Genomic DNA, 17,083 nt, shown 5'->3' with positions numbered 1-17,083 from the left:
TGGAGGTGAGAGCAACAATAGAGGAGGGAATCTAAAATGACGAGCAACAACAAGACTGTATTCAACAACGACGACGGAAAGAACAAGGAAAAGAAGAAACTGAAAGAGATACCTGCGATCAGGTCGATCAACGGCAAACTGGTACCGGTGATAGAAGTCTACGAAAGTTTCACAGGCTGGTACTGGTTCGTAACTGAGAGGACGCCTGACAGGGACAACCCAGACGAGTGTTTTGGTTTGGTCATCGGTCTGGAAAAGGAATGGGGCTACATAGACCCGCCTGCCATCAAGGCGGAACTTGGCAGTCTCTTTTGGAAGGTGCATCAGAGGGACGTCTGGTCAATTTCACACATAGAGATGGTAAAGGTGGAGGACTGCGCCGGCAACAGCGGTAACGACGTATGCCCGCTGTGCAACGAACTTGTAACAGAGTACCAGACAAGGTACATCGAAAACGAAAGAATCGTCCACGAAAAATGCACTAGCGATGACGCAGACAACGACGATGTCAAGAATGCAGACGGTCGGATGTCTGACAATCAAGAGGCTGAATAATGCCGTTGGCTGCAGGGACAGGAAGGCTACTAGAGCTCTGGACCGACGAGCATGGTGAGCATTTTGCCATAAAGATATCCGGAGACGCAGATTTCAAAGCGGCAACGTCCAGATACGTCAAGTATGTCAGGATAGTCGACACTGGGCTTTACCTAGCGGACCAGACCTACCAGTGGAAGTATACGCTGGAGCAATGGGTAAAGAACTACAAGAAAGATCAGCAAGAGTCAGACGGCGACCGACAGTAGTAACAACCAGAGCAGAAGGGGCCACAAAATAATCGAACCGATGGCCATCCGCAGCATCAACCTCATCTACATTTTTTCAAGCCACTCTCTAAGAAGGACGTCCAAGTCCTGGTCCTTTCCCTAGACGGCAGAGTGGAGGCAGCTGCAAGAAAGAAATCCAAAGGAGGGATTGAAATTGTCTATAACGAATAACTGTACTAACGAAAACGAAAACAAGATCAAAGCTACTGCCACAGAGGCAGTCAGGATCTACAAGCCTACACTTCTAAAGGAGGACCCGTTGCCACTTGACAGGGCGGAGCTTTCGTACGCAGAGAAGTTACTGCAGGCCTCAAGCGACGGGCTCATACCTGTAAAACTGGAGGAGGATGTTGTAATCCAGCGCATCTCCCACGACCTATATGCCAGTGCAGAGTCCGGATTTAGAGAGCTGTACAACAACGAAGCCAGGGCATGCAGGATAGCAAGGAACCACTACTACAACGATGACGCAAGTCCAAGGATAGAGGTAACCCTCGTCCCATCGGAGAGGAAACTAGTGATCCACGGGATAGACAGCATGGGGATGTCTCAGGAGAAATTTCTGACTGTGTACACTGTCCTTGGCAGAAGCGATAATTTTGACTCGAAGGAAGTCGGCCAGTTTGGCTGCGGCCGCGCAAGTTATGTCACGCTGTCGGACATAATGGTGCTTGAGACGTACAGCAGGGAAACTGGCGAAAAGTACGCAGTCATGGGAAAGAACGGGATTGGCTACAACGTGCTTCCCCCGCCAACAGACCTGAATGAATACGGTACCAGAATAACCCTGACCCTGCGTCATGGCATAAGCATCGTTAATCTGGTCAAGTACATGATGAAGGTATGCATGTTTTCAGGCGTTGACACCTACCTGAATCTGGAAGAAGACATCTCTACAGACGGATTGCCATCATACCGTATAGAGAAGGTCCATACCAAGGCAGGAAGGTACAGGCTCGGAACGATAACGTTTGCCGAGTACCTCGAAAACAAGGTACAGACAGCAGAAACCTGGAGACCGCTTGTAAAGATGGTGTTCGTCGAAGCGAAAGAAGACACCGACTTTTACCTCTATGGCATCATCGCCATAAGAAAGGGATATGACAACGATCTCGTCGCTGAAATTCCTGACAACAGCTCTGGCGAAACGTACCTCCTCGGCACACCCATAGAGGCAGATGGGATACAGCTGCCCTTCTCCCACTGGGTCTTGAACATAAAGGACGAAAGGAAATATCCGCCGACTGCAGACAGGGAGAGGCTCAGCGATAATGCAATCAACGCGATAGAGGACAAGGTAAAGAGCAGCCTGAAAGAAAAACTGCAATTCCTGAACCTGAAATCCGTGCAGGAGTACGTAGAATCTCAGTACAAGCCAATCTACAGAGTTCTGGAAGGGATGGGACTTGGAGAATACCTCTCCGAGTACACCGTAGACCTTGCCAAGTTTGTCGAGATATCTGTAAAGACACCTGAATATCCTAACAGGACAAAGATCAGAGATCTGCTAGCACAGTCGCAGAACCTGTTCTATCTCGACAGCCTCAACGAAAACAAGATCGCCCTGATACGGTCAAAGGTGCCGGATGCCATAGTTTTCAAACTGAGCAGCGGCAAAAAAGAGCGAGAACAATCCTCTTCTTCAACAGTAGTAGTGGATCCCTTCCAACTGTTCAGAAGATTCGATGTAAAGTTCGGCGAGGAATTTATCCGTGAAAACAACCTGAAGATGAAAAGAAGGGAAAGGATAGTTCCCGAAGACCTGCCGGTGCACGAAGCTGGCGCAGGATGGTACAGCTGGGGGAGATTCAGGACTGTGAAAAGGCACACGACCAGAACTGCAAGGGAAGACATAGGCAGGGATACCATAAGGGTTCCTGAAGGCTCGATGAGAACGTACCTGCGTCTTCTGTCTATGGTGAAGACAAGATACAAAATCGTCAAGGATGACAGAGAACTCGAGAGCAGTGGCACAGGAACAACCCTGAAATCGTTTGTCGACAGCATAGGGAGGAAAATGGTGCAGACAAGCGACGGCAAGATGAGGGTAACAGATACCATCACACACTCTAGCAAGAAGAAAATGAAACTTGTCCTGTACAGCGATCCTTCAATAACAAGGCACATGCATTCGGAAGAGCACCTGTCAATTGCAGGAGACGACGACCTTCTCTTTGAATTGATGGCCTTCTGCGAGTTTCATAGAATCGAGTACACCGCAGATGTGGACGGATCAGAAGCTCTGGCACATGTAGAGGGTCACAACTACAGAAGGAGCGAATTCATTGCAGACCCAAGTTATCCCAAAATTGGCGATTCAGAAATATTGTACAGCGTAGCCCATGCAGCAAAAGCAGTCAAAGACGGGAAAATGCTGAACATATTCCTCAACGCTGTCAGGTATTCAAAAGAAGCTGCTGAAGTCAGAGAGATGAGGGAATACCTGATTTCAAAGGAGGTGGGCCATAGTTGACCGCCGACACAGTTTGCGTCATCCTCGAGGAGCGAAAGGACATGTTTGTCCTTATCCTCCAAGGCAAGGTGCAAACGGTGCCACTAACGCCATACACCGAAGTAAAGTACAGGCATTTCAACGGAAACAGAATAGCCTACAGATTCAGTGAGGAAATGCAAGTACAGGAGACGTACGACGACGGCATATTCAACTGCTCCTACAAGACTGCACAGATGCAGATAAGAAAACGGGATGCAGTAGCCGAAGCAATTCTGCAGCACTACGGATGCGGGTCCACGTCAGCATACGAAAGGCTGTTCTTGCAGGAATATGCGGACAGGAACTGCATCGACCTGCTAAAGTTCATGCTGGCGGGATACAGACAGAGGCTCCGCTTTGAAGAGAAAAGTACTGACGACGAGGCAATCTACATCGAAGACAACTTCAAGGTGGACAGGCACGGAAACGCATACGTAAAAGACGAGCACGGATACAGGAGAATCTGCATAGTCGTCAAGGGGAGCCTGTCTGAAACATGCGTCGAGACTCCAATTGGAAGGGTATCACTTGATGAAACAGCGCTGACAATACTGGCAAAGACGATGTTCCTGCTGAACCCAAACCTGGAAGATGAAGTATTCAGAAGGCAGATGCCGTCTCGAATGCTGGCCGCGCTTGAAGAACAGTCACAGGAGGGAATGCCGTTTTGGCCTCGCCTTAACTTCTTTCCGGATAAGACGATGATAGAATAGCAAGGTGGCAGAAAAATTGGAAAAAGAATTGATCGACGAAGTAAGGGCCAGACTGCATGCCATGATAGACGCAGCAATAGACGAATATTCTGCGAAATTGAACAAGAGTGCAGGACAGCAGATACCAACTCCTGACGGACTTGACATCGACAAACTTCCATGGCAGAAGAGCAAACACGGCCAGTACGAGTACCTGTTTCCGTCACAGGTGCCAGACAACCTCAAAACAGCACTGAAAAACGGCAAAGCTCAGATCAGGGACTGCATATTGTACCTGACAAAGCAAGGGTCTGTAAGGAGATATCGCATTACAAGCAACAAGCAGACTGCAAATTCAAGTGCGGCATCGGCGGGTGGCGGTGGAGATGTCAAACGATAACATCTGCAAGAATACAGTGCGACTTCCCAAAATAACGTCGGTACGAAAACTAACCCGCATACTAAACGACGCCATGAGAAACGGTGAGAAAAAGCTGGTCAAAGAAACGGTTCTTGAAAATACGGAGACTGCGAAAAAAGCAATCCCATACCTGAACATGAAATACAGACACTACGTACGAAAGGTTTTGGAAGGTTCCGGGTAATCCTGTTCGATTCGGTCGAAAACCCCGATTCTGGACTTTTTTTCGGTCCAACGTCTTCCAGGGCAAAATCCCCTGACGATGGTGCTCCTACCAAGAGCGCCTGCTCAGCATCACACATGCTGGGTTGGCCTGTCCTGCCCAAATCCTCAACAGGATACATGGGACCGGCCGAAACCTAGGGACATAGTTTGTCCCTACGGTCGGGATAGTCAACAGCTACTACAGATTCTGATACAGTAGCAATGCCGTCATAAATCACATTTTACACCGGTAGCTCGGACAGGTCTTGGTTTTCCTTGCCGACTGTTTTATTTTCGTACGACGACTCGATATTATCGAGTATTTATAGAAGAAGCCGCTTCCGTGGTTACAATGAGTTACGGAGAAAGAAGAGGCGGCAGCGGGGGCGGCTTTGAAAGGCGCGACTTCGGTGGCCCAAAACCAGTTGAAGAGGGCAAGGAGTACATGTCGAGGTGACAGAAATCAGTCGAAAGGGAGACGGTATCGCAAGGGTCCAAGGCTTTGTGATATTCGTCAAAGGCGCCAAGGTGGGCGAAAAGACCAAGGTCAAGATAGTCAGCGTAGGCCCAAGGTTCGCCACGGCAGAAAAAGTCTAGGCTATACAATCAAGGAGCCTAGCTCCGACTCATTTTATCTGACTTTGTCATCCGATGGCCGTCTGAAGTCATCATCTTGCGGCATTCTTGCCTTTCTGTCCATTTCTCTCGATCGAACCTAGTGCATCCTTCTTTTCGACAATCTCTAATTTTCATAATGTAATCGTATCCTCATAGTGCAGCCCACATCATCCGTTTTCCCCGCATTCTCCATTTTCATGTCCAATTCTCTTTTACCTTATCATACATTTTCTGCTCTTTGCGCAAGCCTGTAAGTAAGGTTCTCATCATGGTTCAAGCAATCGTTTCATATCATTCTAAATCTGTCTTTACAAGCTGCGTAATGCTCATAATTGCTCCAAGCAGCTGCTGATGTCTTCTCTTCATTGCTCTTAACCTCTTTTTCAAATTGCTTACCCTGTAATGGTAGTTTTTGTAGTGGTTTACGTCTGTCTTTTGCTTGCCCAGGTATATCATTTCGACCTTGCTGGCAGAAACCCTTCTTTCGAGGTAGTAGTATGGCCCATGTCCTTTCTTTGCCTTTGCGCAGTAGCAGTTTGGACTCCCGCACCTGATGAATCTGATCTGAATCGAGCCGGCGTATTGAGCAGATAGCCACTCAACCTGTTTTTGCATATCCTTGATCTGCTCTGCAAGAACTTTTTCTTCTTTAATCATTCTGCTCAGTTGTGAGCATAAACCAGCGCTCATCTGCCCGTACGCATATTGAAAGTTGATAAGGTGCCTAGCACTCTTTGGTTCAAAGTGGTTGAGCTACGTTTTGGTCTTCGGCATTCCCTGGTTTGATGTTCACTCATGCAAATCAGAATCCATCGGAGATCTTGTAGTGGAAGAAGCACAAGAACACAATCTAACAGTTGACAGATAGAAGCAATTTTGAACGAACGGGTACTGCATGTATATGGCGAGAATTTTTTCCATCTTAAATTTGGTGTAAACTAATGAATGCAGATTGTCTGAAATTAGCTGTTCATCTTCTATCAACAACAATCGGTGCATTCGCTGTAAAGACAGATGCGCAGAGATATTCCAGGTTAATGGCGATTTCTGTCTAGATTGCTGGCAAGAGTTGACGCATCTAGATATCTGATTTGCATGGCTAGCAGTATCGCACCATATGCCTTTCTGTCTTTTTACCTTTGTAAATGAAAATAGTCGTTGCTATCCATTCTCTTCGTAAGAGAAATCCTGTGCCTTGCAATGCTTTCTATCGGCGCTTACTATGATCTAAAAACAAGAGAAGTCAACGACAGATTATGGATGGTTTTTGGTGCCGCAGGGTTAGTTCTCTATCCATGGGAATACGTGTCTGGAGCAACGGCCGACGTGCAGATGATTCTGGTCTCTGTATCTTTGACTGCTGCGATTGCAGTTGCTCTGTACAGGTATAGCTTCTTTGGAGGCGCAGACGCTAAAGCGCTAATGGCTATATCTGCGATTATGCCAGTTTACTATTCCCCATCCACTTTCTATGTTCATCCAATAACAGGAATTATGGTGTTGACAAACGCTGTACTTTTTGCTATGGCAGTGCCTCTGTACAATGCGCTGAGCAATCTTGTAAGGGTGACAAGGGGAGGGCGGATTTTTGAAGGTTTTGATGAGCCTGTGTGGAGAAAGGTGCTGGCATGCTTTGTGGGTGCCCCTTCAATCGGGCAAAAATGTCACCACTCTGCGATCGAGTGCGCGGCGGATGAGAAGAAAAAGTTCTCCTTCCGCTTGAACAATGATGAGGCGTTCAGCAAAGATGGATGTCATTCAAGAATTCCTGCCAATGGTCCTGTGTGGCTTTCCCAAAATCTGCCATTCTTGGTATTTCTGCTTGCAGGATTCCTGGCTGCTATGTTGTTTGGAGACCTGCTATTAACGACGATGCTGCGGTACCAATGACTTTATCGACTATCATAGATACTCGACAACCAACACTAATGAGAATGGATTAATACTTCATATTACAAGAGGGATGGTAGTTGGAAATAGAGGTATTCTCGCTTTATAAACGATTTACCAACATATTCAAGCTTGATGTTCAAGGTGGAAGCATCTATGAGAGCTATGTAGCAGATGAGAACACTCATTTCCATCGCGGCAAGTATTATACTCATGTCAAGACACCTGCAAAAGTTGAGCACGTTCATCCGGATGTAGTAACAAGTTTGGTACGGAAGGCATTTACTCAAAAGTTAATTGCAAGCGGATACACGGTTGATTTCGAGACTGCATTTCAAAGCAGAGAGGATGAAATCCGCAATAATGCTTTCTCGGATATAGTTCAAGTTTTCAATGGCTTTCGATTCAGAATCCTAGGAAGTAGTAATAGGATCTATATGATCTGTGATCCTCATCTTGTTATCCGCTCCAAGGCATCAGTAGGCCATATCCTTTCACTTGGGGTCCCCATTGCGATTCTAACAGGCGTAAAAGTATCAGAGCTGAGTTCCAGCAAAACTATAGGCTACATAAAGGAACAGAATTTTCAAGGCGGTAAGATAAGAATTCAGAAATTCGACAAGCCGGGCCCCGAAGACGTAGAGCCTAATTCAATATCAATTGAACCCCGCCCAGAAGTAATCCACAACATCTTATCCTACGCGGGAAGAAATGTAGACTTCATCACACTGCAGCGGCAAAAAAGTTTGCTTGACAGCAAAACGGCATCACGTGATCGATTCTCTCAAACGCTCTTGACGGTAGATAAGCTGAGGAAAATCTTTCCTTTAATCTTCGGTGATTTCACTGTGAACCTAGCGAAAGATCCGCTTGTGGTGCAGGTATAATGGTCGATTACTTGGAAGGCGACGCAGTAGATCATGAACCGAATTTGTTATTTGACAAATTCGATTCTTCTGCAATACATCATCAGGTCTATTGGGGACTAAGGAAATTTGGTCCGTATGAAAAAAGCAAGTCGAGAATAAAGCTAGCCATAATCGCACCAAAAGACAAGTTAATTCAGACAAAGAGCATAGTGAGTGATCTGCAAAGTGGCAGTATTTCCATTCTTCCAGGCGGCATGAAGAGTTTCTTCAGATGTGAATTGGAATTAGTGGACGAAAGAGTGATTGACAAGCCAACCGGCGATGCATATTCTAAGATTGCCAATGAATTCGTTGCAGCCTCTAATCCTTCAAATTTGGATTTAGTTCTTGTGAACATTCCAAAAACCGGCCAATACATACTTGATAGTCCGTACTATAAGGTCAAAGGAACGCTTGCATCTGCAGGCTTTGTCACGCAGATGGTAACGGAAGCTACATTTGCCAATCTTAAATGGTCCTATCTTAATTTGGCATCAGGTATTTTCAGTAAAGCAGGAGCAATTCCTTGGGTATTGCATAGTCCAATGCAAAACACAGACATGATTCTAGGAATTTCTAAATCCAATATTCTCCCGCCTGATGAGGGACCTAGCCAGATGAAGAGGTACGTAGGACATGTTAACGTATTTGACAACAATGGAAAATGGATGACATTCGAAAGCAATGCGGAACCGTATAACCCCAAGGAAAAGAAAGAGATTTCGACCAAACTTGGAGAACTTGTAGGTAGGGCCGCAGCGAAATTCAGGGCAATGAAGAAATACGAACCAAAGAAAATAGTGCTTCACAATAGTAAACGCTTTGGCAAAGAGGACAGGGAAGCCATAATCGCATCTTTAAGAGCAAATCTTTCTGATTTTAATGTCGCATTCGTGACAATTGACGAAAGTCATCCCTTTAGGTTATACGATATGTCTACGGACGATGGAAGCTTCCCAAGAGGGTACTTTGCATATCTTGATAGAAATGATGCCTTGTTGTCAACCACAGGACAATCGGCTGCGGGAGGCAGAAGGATAGGAACCCCCAAAATACTACACATATCTTTGTACCAGCCTCTATCTGAGTTTATTACAATGGAGGAGGTCGTCAATCAGGTGGTAGGTCTAACGAAACTGGATTGGGCCACTTCTATGGCCTTCGTCCGTGAACCGGTAACGATACATTTTGCTAATGAAGTCGCCTATCTAACAGCAGCTCTAACATACAGTCAGTGGCGGTCGATTAATGGGCCGGCGATAAACTCTATTCTTAATCAGAGGCCATGGTTCCTATGATTTCAATTAATACAAGCGACCTTGAGAGAGAATATATCGGTATCCTGGAACGCGACCTGTACGATGTAGGTCAAGTCGAAAAAGACCCTCTTGGCAACGCTATTTACCTATTCTTCATCAGTAGAAACAAGATCAAGACGAGCATAACAGAGAATCTAATAGATTGGGCAAACAGCTATGTACACACGGTACTAGGCCAACATAAGTTAAGCAGATTTCAGGATAAGGACGTCACTTCGGCAATACTATGCTATTATTCACTGAAGCAGTTAGATTGCTTGAAAGTAGTTGTAGACGTTAAGCTAATTGATTCTTTGCTAGACCGGTATTGTTCAAGAGACAGATACTTCGACGAGTTTACTCATTCATGCATAATCTTATTTTCACTTTACGACATCAAGGAAGGTATTACAAGCTATCAAAAGGTACTCGCATCTATCCTAAAAGCAGTAAATTCTCCGGAAGTAATGAACGATCCAAAAAACCTTGTCTTTTCAGCGATATTGTTAGATGCCACGCAAGACGTTCAGCTTTTGAAAAACTTACTACATATCACATTAGGGCACATCAATGAAAAGAGCATCCCTTACAACGATTCTATTTACTATGCATGGCTAGTTTGGCAATACAAGGAGCTATTTGAGAAAAATGCATTGACACGAGTGCGTGGATATGTCAGAGAGGTGATAGAGGGATTGAGATGGTCGTTAATAGAGAAAGAAGAACTGGAGGAGATCGAATCGATATATGGCAGAGAAGAAGGTCCGATGGTACTCTCTAAGATTCAGATAAGTGTCAGTCTGGATCTCGTTTCTTCGTATAACAAAGAGCCAGGAATACTCAACAAATTGGACCATACAGTTATTTTGGCTGATTTGAGGGTAGATGCAGTAAAACAGAAAATAAACGAAACAAAGAAAACTGTCAGCCTCCTAGGAGACGCGTCTGTACTTTTGCAATCTGCAGAAAAGAAAATCCTTGACGCTGAAACGAAGCTGGCCGAAGATCCCGATGCCTGTCTGGACTTGCTTGGGGAAGCAATGGAATCCCTATGTAGAACGTATCTTACCCAGCGGAAAATTCCCTTCAAAGCACTATCGGGACTCGAACTACACGATAGCGTAATCAAGGATTGGAAGGAGAAATCGTCACTGCCATGGACAGATCTGAAGTACCAGACAGGCTTGCGACATATCCTGAGAGTTTGGGCTTTGAAGAAGCATGAGGCATATAGTACCAACTTGCTGGAAGAAGCTTACTTCATTTTATTGGGATGGCGAGGCTGTTTTGAAATTATCAGAATGATAAAGGAAACGAATCCTGTTTCCTAGACCTAAATTGTTATCTCATTGTTCTTAACCCTGAGGTACAAGTAAGAGGTATGAAGACGTATTCTAAGACAACGCGCAATATAAGATGAAGAGCTATTCGCAAATTCCAAAGACATACGAGAAAGAGCTTTTTTCAAAGGGTAGTACGGACCAAGTTTTACAGGATAATCCCAAATTGGTAACTAGGCTAGCATGGCAGTTTTATCGTTATAGCTTCATAGATTCACACAAAGCTATGCTGGAGCAATTAGAAGAAGTCAGGAACGAGATTAGCACCTATCCATGGCTAACTGGCGAGCATTCTAAGCAGGAATTAGTCCCACTTTTTGCCATGTTTAATTCTTACATGAACAAAGCTGATTTTTACACGCAAACAAGCCATAATATAACGAATAAGTTATAAATATTTCAAATGAACGTGGACTGGTCGGGATTTGAGGTCTGCGCGTATGCGGACTCACCACTCCAACGGATTGGGTTTGAAATGGTTGTCTTGGTCATTTTTGAGCAATATGACATACAAGCTTGCATTACGTAAATAATTTTGTAGTACATGACAAAACCGAAGTATGAAAATCCAAGGTCAAAAGTCAGTTCAAGGACAGACCATTCATATAAACGGGTAATAACAATTCCGGAAAAATGGTGTATATAATGAGAGTAAAGAGCGGTGATTCGGTATAATGGGTTCTGGATAACCGAAGGTTATGAGCCCTACTGTAAGGTGGCTAACGTAGTAGAAACTTCTATTATGACTTGAGTAAATCTCTTTTGAATTTGATTCTCTTTAGCGTGAGTTTACAGAGAGCGGCCTTCAGAGCAAGTTTGTTGTCTTCGTAATTCAGTTCATCATCGAGCCAAGCAAGTGAGAGCAAAAAATCGCCATCTCCGTATTTTGCGTAGAATGGGAGTCATCTTCTTTTGTCCTTGGTAGGTGACGGGCAGCGGCTCGACGCAAGTTTCAATATTTGATTCAATAATAACCGATCGACGAGAAGTGATCTGACCCTTGTGCAAACCTACCATACCTGTAGAACCAATAACGTGATTTATGTTACATTGTAGTCCACTTGAAAAACCTACTAGTGATAATCTTAATTCTCTCGCAATAATGTTCAGCTGAAAGAATCTCGTAAAACCTACCTCAAAGGCTCCGTGTTGTTCCTGTGCACTAGTAACTACGGGCTCTGTTGTGTCCACAAAGCGTCTTAGCATCGAATTATATGCGTAATACAGTGGCACATCTGCCACGTTAATGAATAATCCTCCGTTTTTGACGTATGAGAATATTTTTTGAATGCTAATATTTTCTTTAACGTCAACTTCCGGATACACTTCACCATATGGGTTTAGAACAGCTACGACTGAGTCGAACTGAGTTTCGGCATTGATATACCTTATTCTTGCCTTAATGCCGAGTTCCTTAGCCGCCACCAACAGACCTTCTTCCCACTGGCCGGGTGTGAGAGCTGTCCCTGCGGCTATTTCCTTATAGTTTTCGACTCATCCCATATCGGTAAGAATTCCGATTGTGACGTGTCTTCCTAGCCATCTTCTTCGTAGGGCGGACTTCTTCCAAAAAGGAGATAGTACTCCGGCGCCATAAAGCACGAGAACTCCAATAATGCCAGTTAATGCCGAGATTGTCAACACAACAATTAACTGTGTGGTTTCTTGATGCCAATGAAGACCTTCTAATAGGAAGCGATATAGGTCGATAACTAGTGGGAAAAGGTCGGCGGCAACACCAGCCAATACCAAAGCAATTGCCTTCTTGTCTGAGTATTCTAGCATGATTTTCACAGAGGAGTGGGTAGTGGTATCGTAATTATTTTTACACTGATAAGTCTTCGGCGGGTCGTTAGTGATGTTGCGAAGGAAAATATGGCAAATCTGCGCAGAATTACCAATGTAAAATTTATCATCTTTTATTCGCACATTAAGATGATTTTTTGATTAATGCCCAATGGAGGATGATCATACCGCTGCTATCATCGATCTGAGAGCGTTCAAGGAGTTTATCAGGACTAAGTATAGTCACAAAACTCCTCTCTACCAAGTGATAGTTGCAGAAAAAGATGAGATGCCATGTGAGGAGTATGCGACAAAGTTCCTGACATGGCTCAAGCTTATCCAGATATCGTCAGCTGATGGTCTGTCTGAGTATGGCCGGCGCAGCTGACTATTACCTGCTGTCTCGACTCTATTATATGGTCGCACTTCCACCCTTTTGACAGGTAATCTGGCAATTCGTCAAGCGGAATTACCTTTTGTTCGTTGTTCTGGACAGCAGCTGCGTTGCTGACCGACTGCAACAGTTTCTCCCTTGCCCTCTTTGCTATCTCTTCATCGCTCAGCCGCAGAATGTTTTCTTTATCGATCTCTTCTTCGGTGTAGCCGGCAAGCAAGAGCATCCTTTTGTATGACTCGTCCCTAAGGTTCAGCACCCCATCTGAATTCAGGCTAGAATTACTCTGGAGGAAACTCGCGGACCGGGCAAAGGCTTTGCGCATATCATCAATCACGGTCTCAGGCAGGCTGTGCTTGTTGGTTGTGTATCTGTTTTCTATGTCGCCTTTATGCCCCATAAAGAACGTCCTGTAGTCTCTCAGAATCATTCCTCTGCTCTCGGCAAGCATGAGCTGGGTCGCAAAGGTGTGCCTCAGGTCGTATGGCCTCAGGTTTATCCCCACCTTTCTCATGTATGTCCGGGCAATTTTGCCGACACTTGCGGCAGTTAAAAACGGCCTTCTGGACTTTTCAGGGACTATCAGGGGTGAGTCCGGCACCAGCACCTCGCCTGATTTTATCCTCCGGTAGAGGTATTCCCTGAGGTATTCACATGTCTCAGACGTCATGAAGGTAAAGTACTGGTGCCCTGCCTTGCTGAGCTCCTTCCTTACGACCAGCATGCACGGTATCCTGTCAAAGGCTATGGTGTTGCTATTGCCATTCCCATCTCCATTCCTAACCTTAATCTCCAAGATATCGCCCACCCTCAGACCATCTGAGCCGTCATAGTTTCCGATGACTTCGGGACGCAATCCCGACTGCGCTATGAGCGATTCCACGCACCTGGCCTCCGGAGGCGAGTTCAGAAAGAGCGTCCTCAGCCTGTCCTGCGCTAGCGTGCCTTTGTCTTTCAGGGTCGGGGCATCCCCTACGCCTCTGATCTTTATCTTTCTCTTCAGTTCAATCCCGTTGTGAGAGAGCCATGACTTCACAGCCTTGACGCCGGATGCAATGTAGCTGCCGGCATGATTCTGGCCTTCCATGCGCGTTACAAAGTCAAGGAGAAAGTTGTACGCCCATCTCTCGTCCTGCGCAGCCTTTTTTACAATCTCCTGCAGAGTTATGCCCGTGGTCTCGCTTATGAGGCCGAGCCGGCGCAGGTACACGTCCGCCGTCACCTTCGAGCCCCTGCACAGGTTGTCGTACCATCTTCTCACGTCCTCGTGCTGGAGGAGCTTTCTGTACTTGCCTCTGCCTTTCTTTTTCCTCCCTGTCTTGCCATCTATGCTGTCGCCTTTCTCTGCCCGACCCACACAATATGCCGCCTTTTTGACATTTAAGGCGGGTGGGCCCGAGACCTTTTGGTGCCGAAAACCACCGGGCCCGCCTTTTTTAGTTCGATCCTCCATCCAGCTTTGCCGTCGAAATCCTTGAAGGTTTTTTTCAAATTTTATTATCTTCAGCGTCGCCACTGGTTTCCACCGCCCTTCTTACCAATGCCAAGATGCCGTCATCTTTTGTGTCTGACACATAAACCAGATATACTAATGCAGAGTCTTTGCCGTCTGCTTTTCGCAGCACCCTGCCGATCCTCTGGACTATCTGGTTCATGTTCCATGTTGTTGCAAGAATTATCTCTATCATTGCTTCAGGCACATCATAACTAATCTCCAAGGTATGAACGGACAGATGCGCGCAGAATTTCTTGCCCCACTCTGATAGAATTTTTTGTCTCTTGTACCCCGGAGTATGCTGTCAATGAGAGCAGAACATATTCCGCTGGCTCTTAGCAACTGCCTGAGCTTTCTAACTGATTCCAGAGTCTCGCTGAATATCGTGACTTTTTTCGCCGCGATATTGAGCAATGATATTCACGGCAGCAGCCAGCTTGTTCTCTGCTGACGCAAGCAGCCGCTTTCTTTTTTTGACGTTTAGAAACCAAGCTCTTGTCTGCCACCGTGGAAAACCGTTCTCCTCCTTCATCAATACCATCATATCTCTGGCATCATATCTTTTGAAGCGCCTCGAAATATTTCGTATCTTTGTGCTGTATCCGTCATAGAGAGCCTGCTCTTTGTATGTTAACGATACATTGATGGGAAGTATGATTGGCCTTGCCAGTCTTTTGTCAAGAACCGCATCTTGATGAGGTATTTTCTGACAGGCGGAAGAAGACCAATTATTGCTACATTTCTTGGATCATTTTTATCTATTGTTGCAGTCAACCCAAGCAGAGCCTTCCCATGGTTCTCGCTGATGATGGAATCAAATATTATCCTGCCAAAGGCTCCTCTTGCAAGATGGACCTCGTCAAAAATCACCCTGTCTGCTCTTCTCACGATTCCTGGATTGGCAAGGGCGCTGTGGTAGGTAGCAATTGTTATTTCATTGATCTGTTTTTCTTCCCCAAAATACCTGCCTAGTCTTTCTGGCGATACTTTGTACCTGACCAGCCTGTCGTAATTTTGCTGAACTAGGACTTTTCTTGGGACCAAGAGAAGGACATTGAAGCGCCGTCTATTTGCTCGGTCAAGGACTGCCAATCTTCTTGCACATTCAAACGCGATTTCTGTCTTGCCTATCCCGCTTCCATAAATGACTGACCCTCTACACTGATTAGATATCCATGTCTCCACTGCTTTGACTTGGTCCGGTTTTAGGGCAAAGGAAAAGGACAGGTCGGTTATGGCAGGAGGACGATGATGATGGTTTGTTTCAAAATTCATGTTAGGTGGAGAATAATGATTGTAGTCGTCATCAGCAGGGCTGCGTCTGGCAGGCTCATGATTTTTTTGCTGCGAGCTACTACATGCAAGCAACTCAAAGGCAGATGTAAATATGATATGCTGCCTGGGCTCCAACCCGCTTCTTTTTTCTTCATGGAGCCAAGCCTTCAAGCTACGACAATATTAAGAAAGCAGGACTACGGGGAGAGGGGGACTATTATTGTTATCCGGTCAAATCACTGGAGCCGGCCTTTCTTCCTCCTCCAAGCAAGGCAAACGCGCCGCCAGCCGCGTACGCGATTGCGATCAAGATCCTTGACAGCATCACTGCAATGTCCTGATGCATCGCAAACAGCGAGCTATCGATAACGACCGCGGCTGGTATCGCGGCAAGTGAAATCACTGCGACTATCAGCTGCTCGCGGTTGTCCGCATTGCCATACTTTTTAATCAAGAGGTAGGTCGATAGGTTGCCAAGCCCTATGCCCAGCAGGATGAGGTACTGGTAGAACGACGGAAAGGCAGCTATTGCAGCAAACGGCCCTGCCCAACAAATGCCATTGAGTGCTTTTGCGCCAGATGGCCACTTGACGCTTGTCCTCATCCTGCTGCGGATTGCAGGCGCGGCTTTGCGGAACTTTGCAGCGCCAGCCCCGAACACTGCGCCAAAGCTGCCAAGCCATATGATGGCATAGTAATAGAGCGGAAGGCTGTTGATGTACGCAAACTCGCTCATGACAGAGGCAGCTCCTACCACTATCGACACGCATACAAAGAGAAAGCCAAAAGCCCGGCGCGTCTCGACTGACGGATTCTGCAACAGTACACGAGTGGCTGCAAATGCTAATTTAAAGATATAAAAAAGAGAGAGACAGGATAGGATAGCTCACTGCTCTTCAGCCAATTTGTCTATTGGCTCGCCTGTTGGCAATGGCGCATTTCTATCTACTCTGTACTTCAGTATCTCTGGAAAATCTGGTTTCACAATGACGTTTCTTCCAACAGCTATTATCTCGGACTTGGGAATATCGAACCTGTAGTCATAGTGACCAAATACTACGATCTTGTCTTTAGTTTCCTTTACGACATGCCCGACATGGTCTTCATTGTTTGTTCTGACGCCTTTGTTGAACAATGATTTTGGGTATTCTCTTTCATATGTCGCCAGGTCTACATTCTCTGGCCGTGTCCAAGGGTCCTTTGTTGCCTTTCCCGTGGGCAAAGGCTCTTCTCTGCTAACTTTGTATCTCTTTGCTATTTCATACATCGGCAGGTCGATCAGGACGTTGCCGCTGGTAAATTTGATCTCTGACTTGGGTATGTCGTACCTGTCATCGCCACCACCAAACACCACGATCTTGTCATCGGTTTCCCTCACGACGTGCCCTACATGGGGAGAATCGAGCGCTTTGACGCCCTTGTTGAAGTACTGTCCTGAAGTCATG

18 protein-coding genes and 1 pseudogene are annotated in these 17,083 nt (G+C 45.9%); 11 read left to right on the top strand and 8 right to left on the bottom strand.

All coding sequences use genetic code 11. The features are described from left to right. The first annotated feature begins 36 nt into the window (after positions 1–36). The 7 genes from NGAR_RS09140 to NGAR_RS18425 all read left to right on the top strand — a co-directional run bounded on the left by NGAR_RS09140 (position 37) and on the right by NGAR_RS18425 (position 5,232). Positions 37–555, top strand: coding sequence for a hypothetical protein (locus tag NGAR_RS09140; RefSeq protein WP_015019420.1), 519 nt, complete (start codon positions 37–39; stop codon positions 553–555). 5 nt (positions 556–560) lie between these two features. Further along, complete coding sequence (locus NGAR_RS09135; protein WP_148681236.1) at positions 561–803, top strand: hypothetical protein; 243 nt, start codon at positions 561–563, stop codon at positions 801–803. 175 nt (positions 804–978) lie between these two features. Then, positions 979–3,297: a hypothetical protein gene (locus tag NGAR_RS09130; RefSeq protein ID WP_148681235.1), complete on the top strand. Its 2,319-nt coding sequence runs from the start codon at positions 979–981 to the stop codon at positions 3,295–3,297. Beyond that, a complete protein-coding gene (locus tag NGAR_RS09125; RefSeq protein WP_015019417.1) occupies positions 3,294–4,031 on the top strand; it encodes a hypothetical protein in 738 nt (245 codons plus the stop codon). Before NGAR_RS09130 ends, NGAR_RS09125 begins: the two co-directional genes overlap by 4 nt. 16 nt (positions 4,032–4,047) lie before the next feature. Further along, a complete protein-coding gene (locus NGAR_RS09120) occupies positions 4,048–4,410 on the top strand; it encodes a hypothetical protein (RefSeq protein WP_015019416.1) in 363 nt (120 codons plus the stop codon). Beyond that, positions 4,397–4,615: a hypothetical protein gene (locus tag NGAR_RS09115; RefSeq protein ID WP_015019415.1), complete on the top strand. Its 219-nt coding sequence runs from the start codon at positions 4,397–4,399 to the stop codon at positions 4,613–4,615. Before NGAR_RS09120 ends, NGAR_RS09115 begins: the two co-directional genes overlap by 14 nt. A 473-nt stretch (positions 4,616–5,088) precedes the next feature. Then, entirely contained in the window at positions 5,089–5,232 is a 144-nt protein-coding gene (locus NGAR_RS18425; protein ID WP_228369139.1) for a TRAM domain-containing protein, read from the top strand. 312 nt (positions 5,233–5,544) lie between these two features. Here the strand turns inward: NGAR_RS18425 and NGAR_RS09105 are convergent, their stop codons facing one another. Continuing rightward, positions 5,545–5,943 (bottom strand): DUF6788 family protein, encoded by a 399-nt coding sequence (locus tag NGAR_RS09105; RefSeq protein ID WP_228369138.1) that lies wholly within the window; start codon positions 5,941–5,943, stop codon positions 5,545–5,547. A gap of 510 nt (positions 5,944–6,453) precedes the next feature. On the opposite strand from NGAR_RS09105, the gene NGAR_RS09100 reads away from it, so the two are divergent. The 4 genes from NGAR_RS09100 (at position 6,454) to NGAR_RS09085 (ending at position 10,680) form a co-directional block, all read left to right on the top strand. After that, complete coding sequence (locus NGAR_RS09100) at positions 6,454–7,143, top strand: A24 family peptidase (RefSeq protein ID WP_228369350.1); 690 nt, start codon at positions 6,454–6,456, stop codon at positions 7,141–7,143. An 80-nt stretch (positions 7,144–7,223) separates the two neighbouring features. Further along, positions 7,224–8,030, top strand: coding sequence for a hypothetical protein (locus NGAR_RS09095; RefSeq protein ID WP_015019412.1), 807 nt, complete (start codon positions 7,224–7,226; stop codon positions 8,028–8,030). Between the two features lie 11 nt (positions 8,031–8,041). After that, entirely contained in the window at positions 8,042–9,349 is a 1,308-nt protein-coding gene (locus tag NGAR_RS09090; protein WP_148681234.1) for an argonaute/piwi family protein, read from the top strand. After that, complete coding sequence (locus tag NGAR_RS09085; RefSeq protein ID WP_148681233.1) at positions 9,337–10,680, top strand: hypothetical protein; 1,344 nt, start codon at positions 9,337–9,339, stop codon at positions 10,678–10,680. Before NGAR_RS09090 ends, NGAR_RS09085 begins: the two co-directional genes overlap by 13 nt. An 849-nt stretch (positions 10,681–11,529) precedes the next feature. On the opposite strand, the gene NGAR_RS09080 is transcribed toward NGAR_RS09085, so the two are convergent. The 7 genes and pseudogenes from NGAR_RS09080 to NGAR_RS09055 form a co-directional block, all read right to left on the bottom strand. Next, the gene (locus tag NGAR_RS09080) at positions 11,530–12,117 is read right to left on the bottom strand and encodes a hypothetical protein (protein ID WP_015019408.1); all 588 of its coding nucleotides are present in this window, start codon (positions 12,115–12,117) and stop codon (positions 11,530–11,532) included. Positions 12,118–12,809: 692 nt separating this feature from the next. Continuing rightward, on the bottom strand, positions 12,810–14,321 hold the full coding sequence (locus NGAR_RS09075; protein WP_148681232.1) for a tyrosine-type recombinase/integrase: 1,512 nt from the start codon (positions 14,319–14,321) through the stop codon (positions 12,810–12,812). 34 nt (positions 14,322–14,355) lie between these two features. Then, positions 14,356–14,640: pseudogene (locus tag NGAR_RS09070) on the bottom strand (helicase-related protein); the annotation flags it as partial. 78 nt (positions 14,641–14,718) lie between these two features. Continuing rightward, complete coding sequence (locus tag NGAR_RS17520; RefSeq protein WP_228369137.1) at positions 14,719–14,898, bottom strand: hypothetical protein; 180 nt, start codon at positions 14,896–14,898, stop codon at positions 14,719–14,721. A gap of 95 nt (positions 14,899–14,993) precedes the next feature. Next, on the bottom strand, positions 14,994–15,638 hold the full coding sequence (locus NGAR_RS09065; RefSeq protein WP_148681230.1) for a DEAD/DEAH box helicase: 645 nt from the start codon (positions 15,636–15,638) through the stop codon (positions 14,994–14,996). 223 nt (positions 15,639–15,861) lie between these two features. Continuing rightward, positions 15,862–16,458 (bottom strand): hypothetical protein, encoded by a 597-nt coding sequence (locus NGAR_RS09060; protein WP_015019402.1) that lies wholly within the window; start codon positions 16,456–16,458, stop codon positions 15,862–15,864. 66 nt (positions 16,459–16,524) lie between these two features. After that, on the bottom strand, positions 16,525–17,082 hold the full coding sequence (locus NGAR_RS09055; protein ID WP_015019401.1) for a hypothetical protein: 558 nt from the start codon (positions 17,080–17,082) through the stop codon (positions 16,525–16,527). Position 17,083: the final 1 nt, after the last annotated feature.

This window comes from Candidatus Nitrososphaera gargensis Ga9.2 (genome assembly GCF_000303155.1).
In the GTDB taxonomy this organism is placed as follows: domain Archaea; phylum Thermoproteota; class Nitrososphaeria; order Nitrososphaerales; family Nitrososphaeraceae; genus Nitrososphaera; species Nitrososphaera gargensis.
Note: the sequence above shows the minus strand (reverse complement) of the source record. Positions and strands in the feature narration are given on the sequence as shown.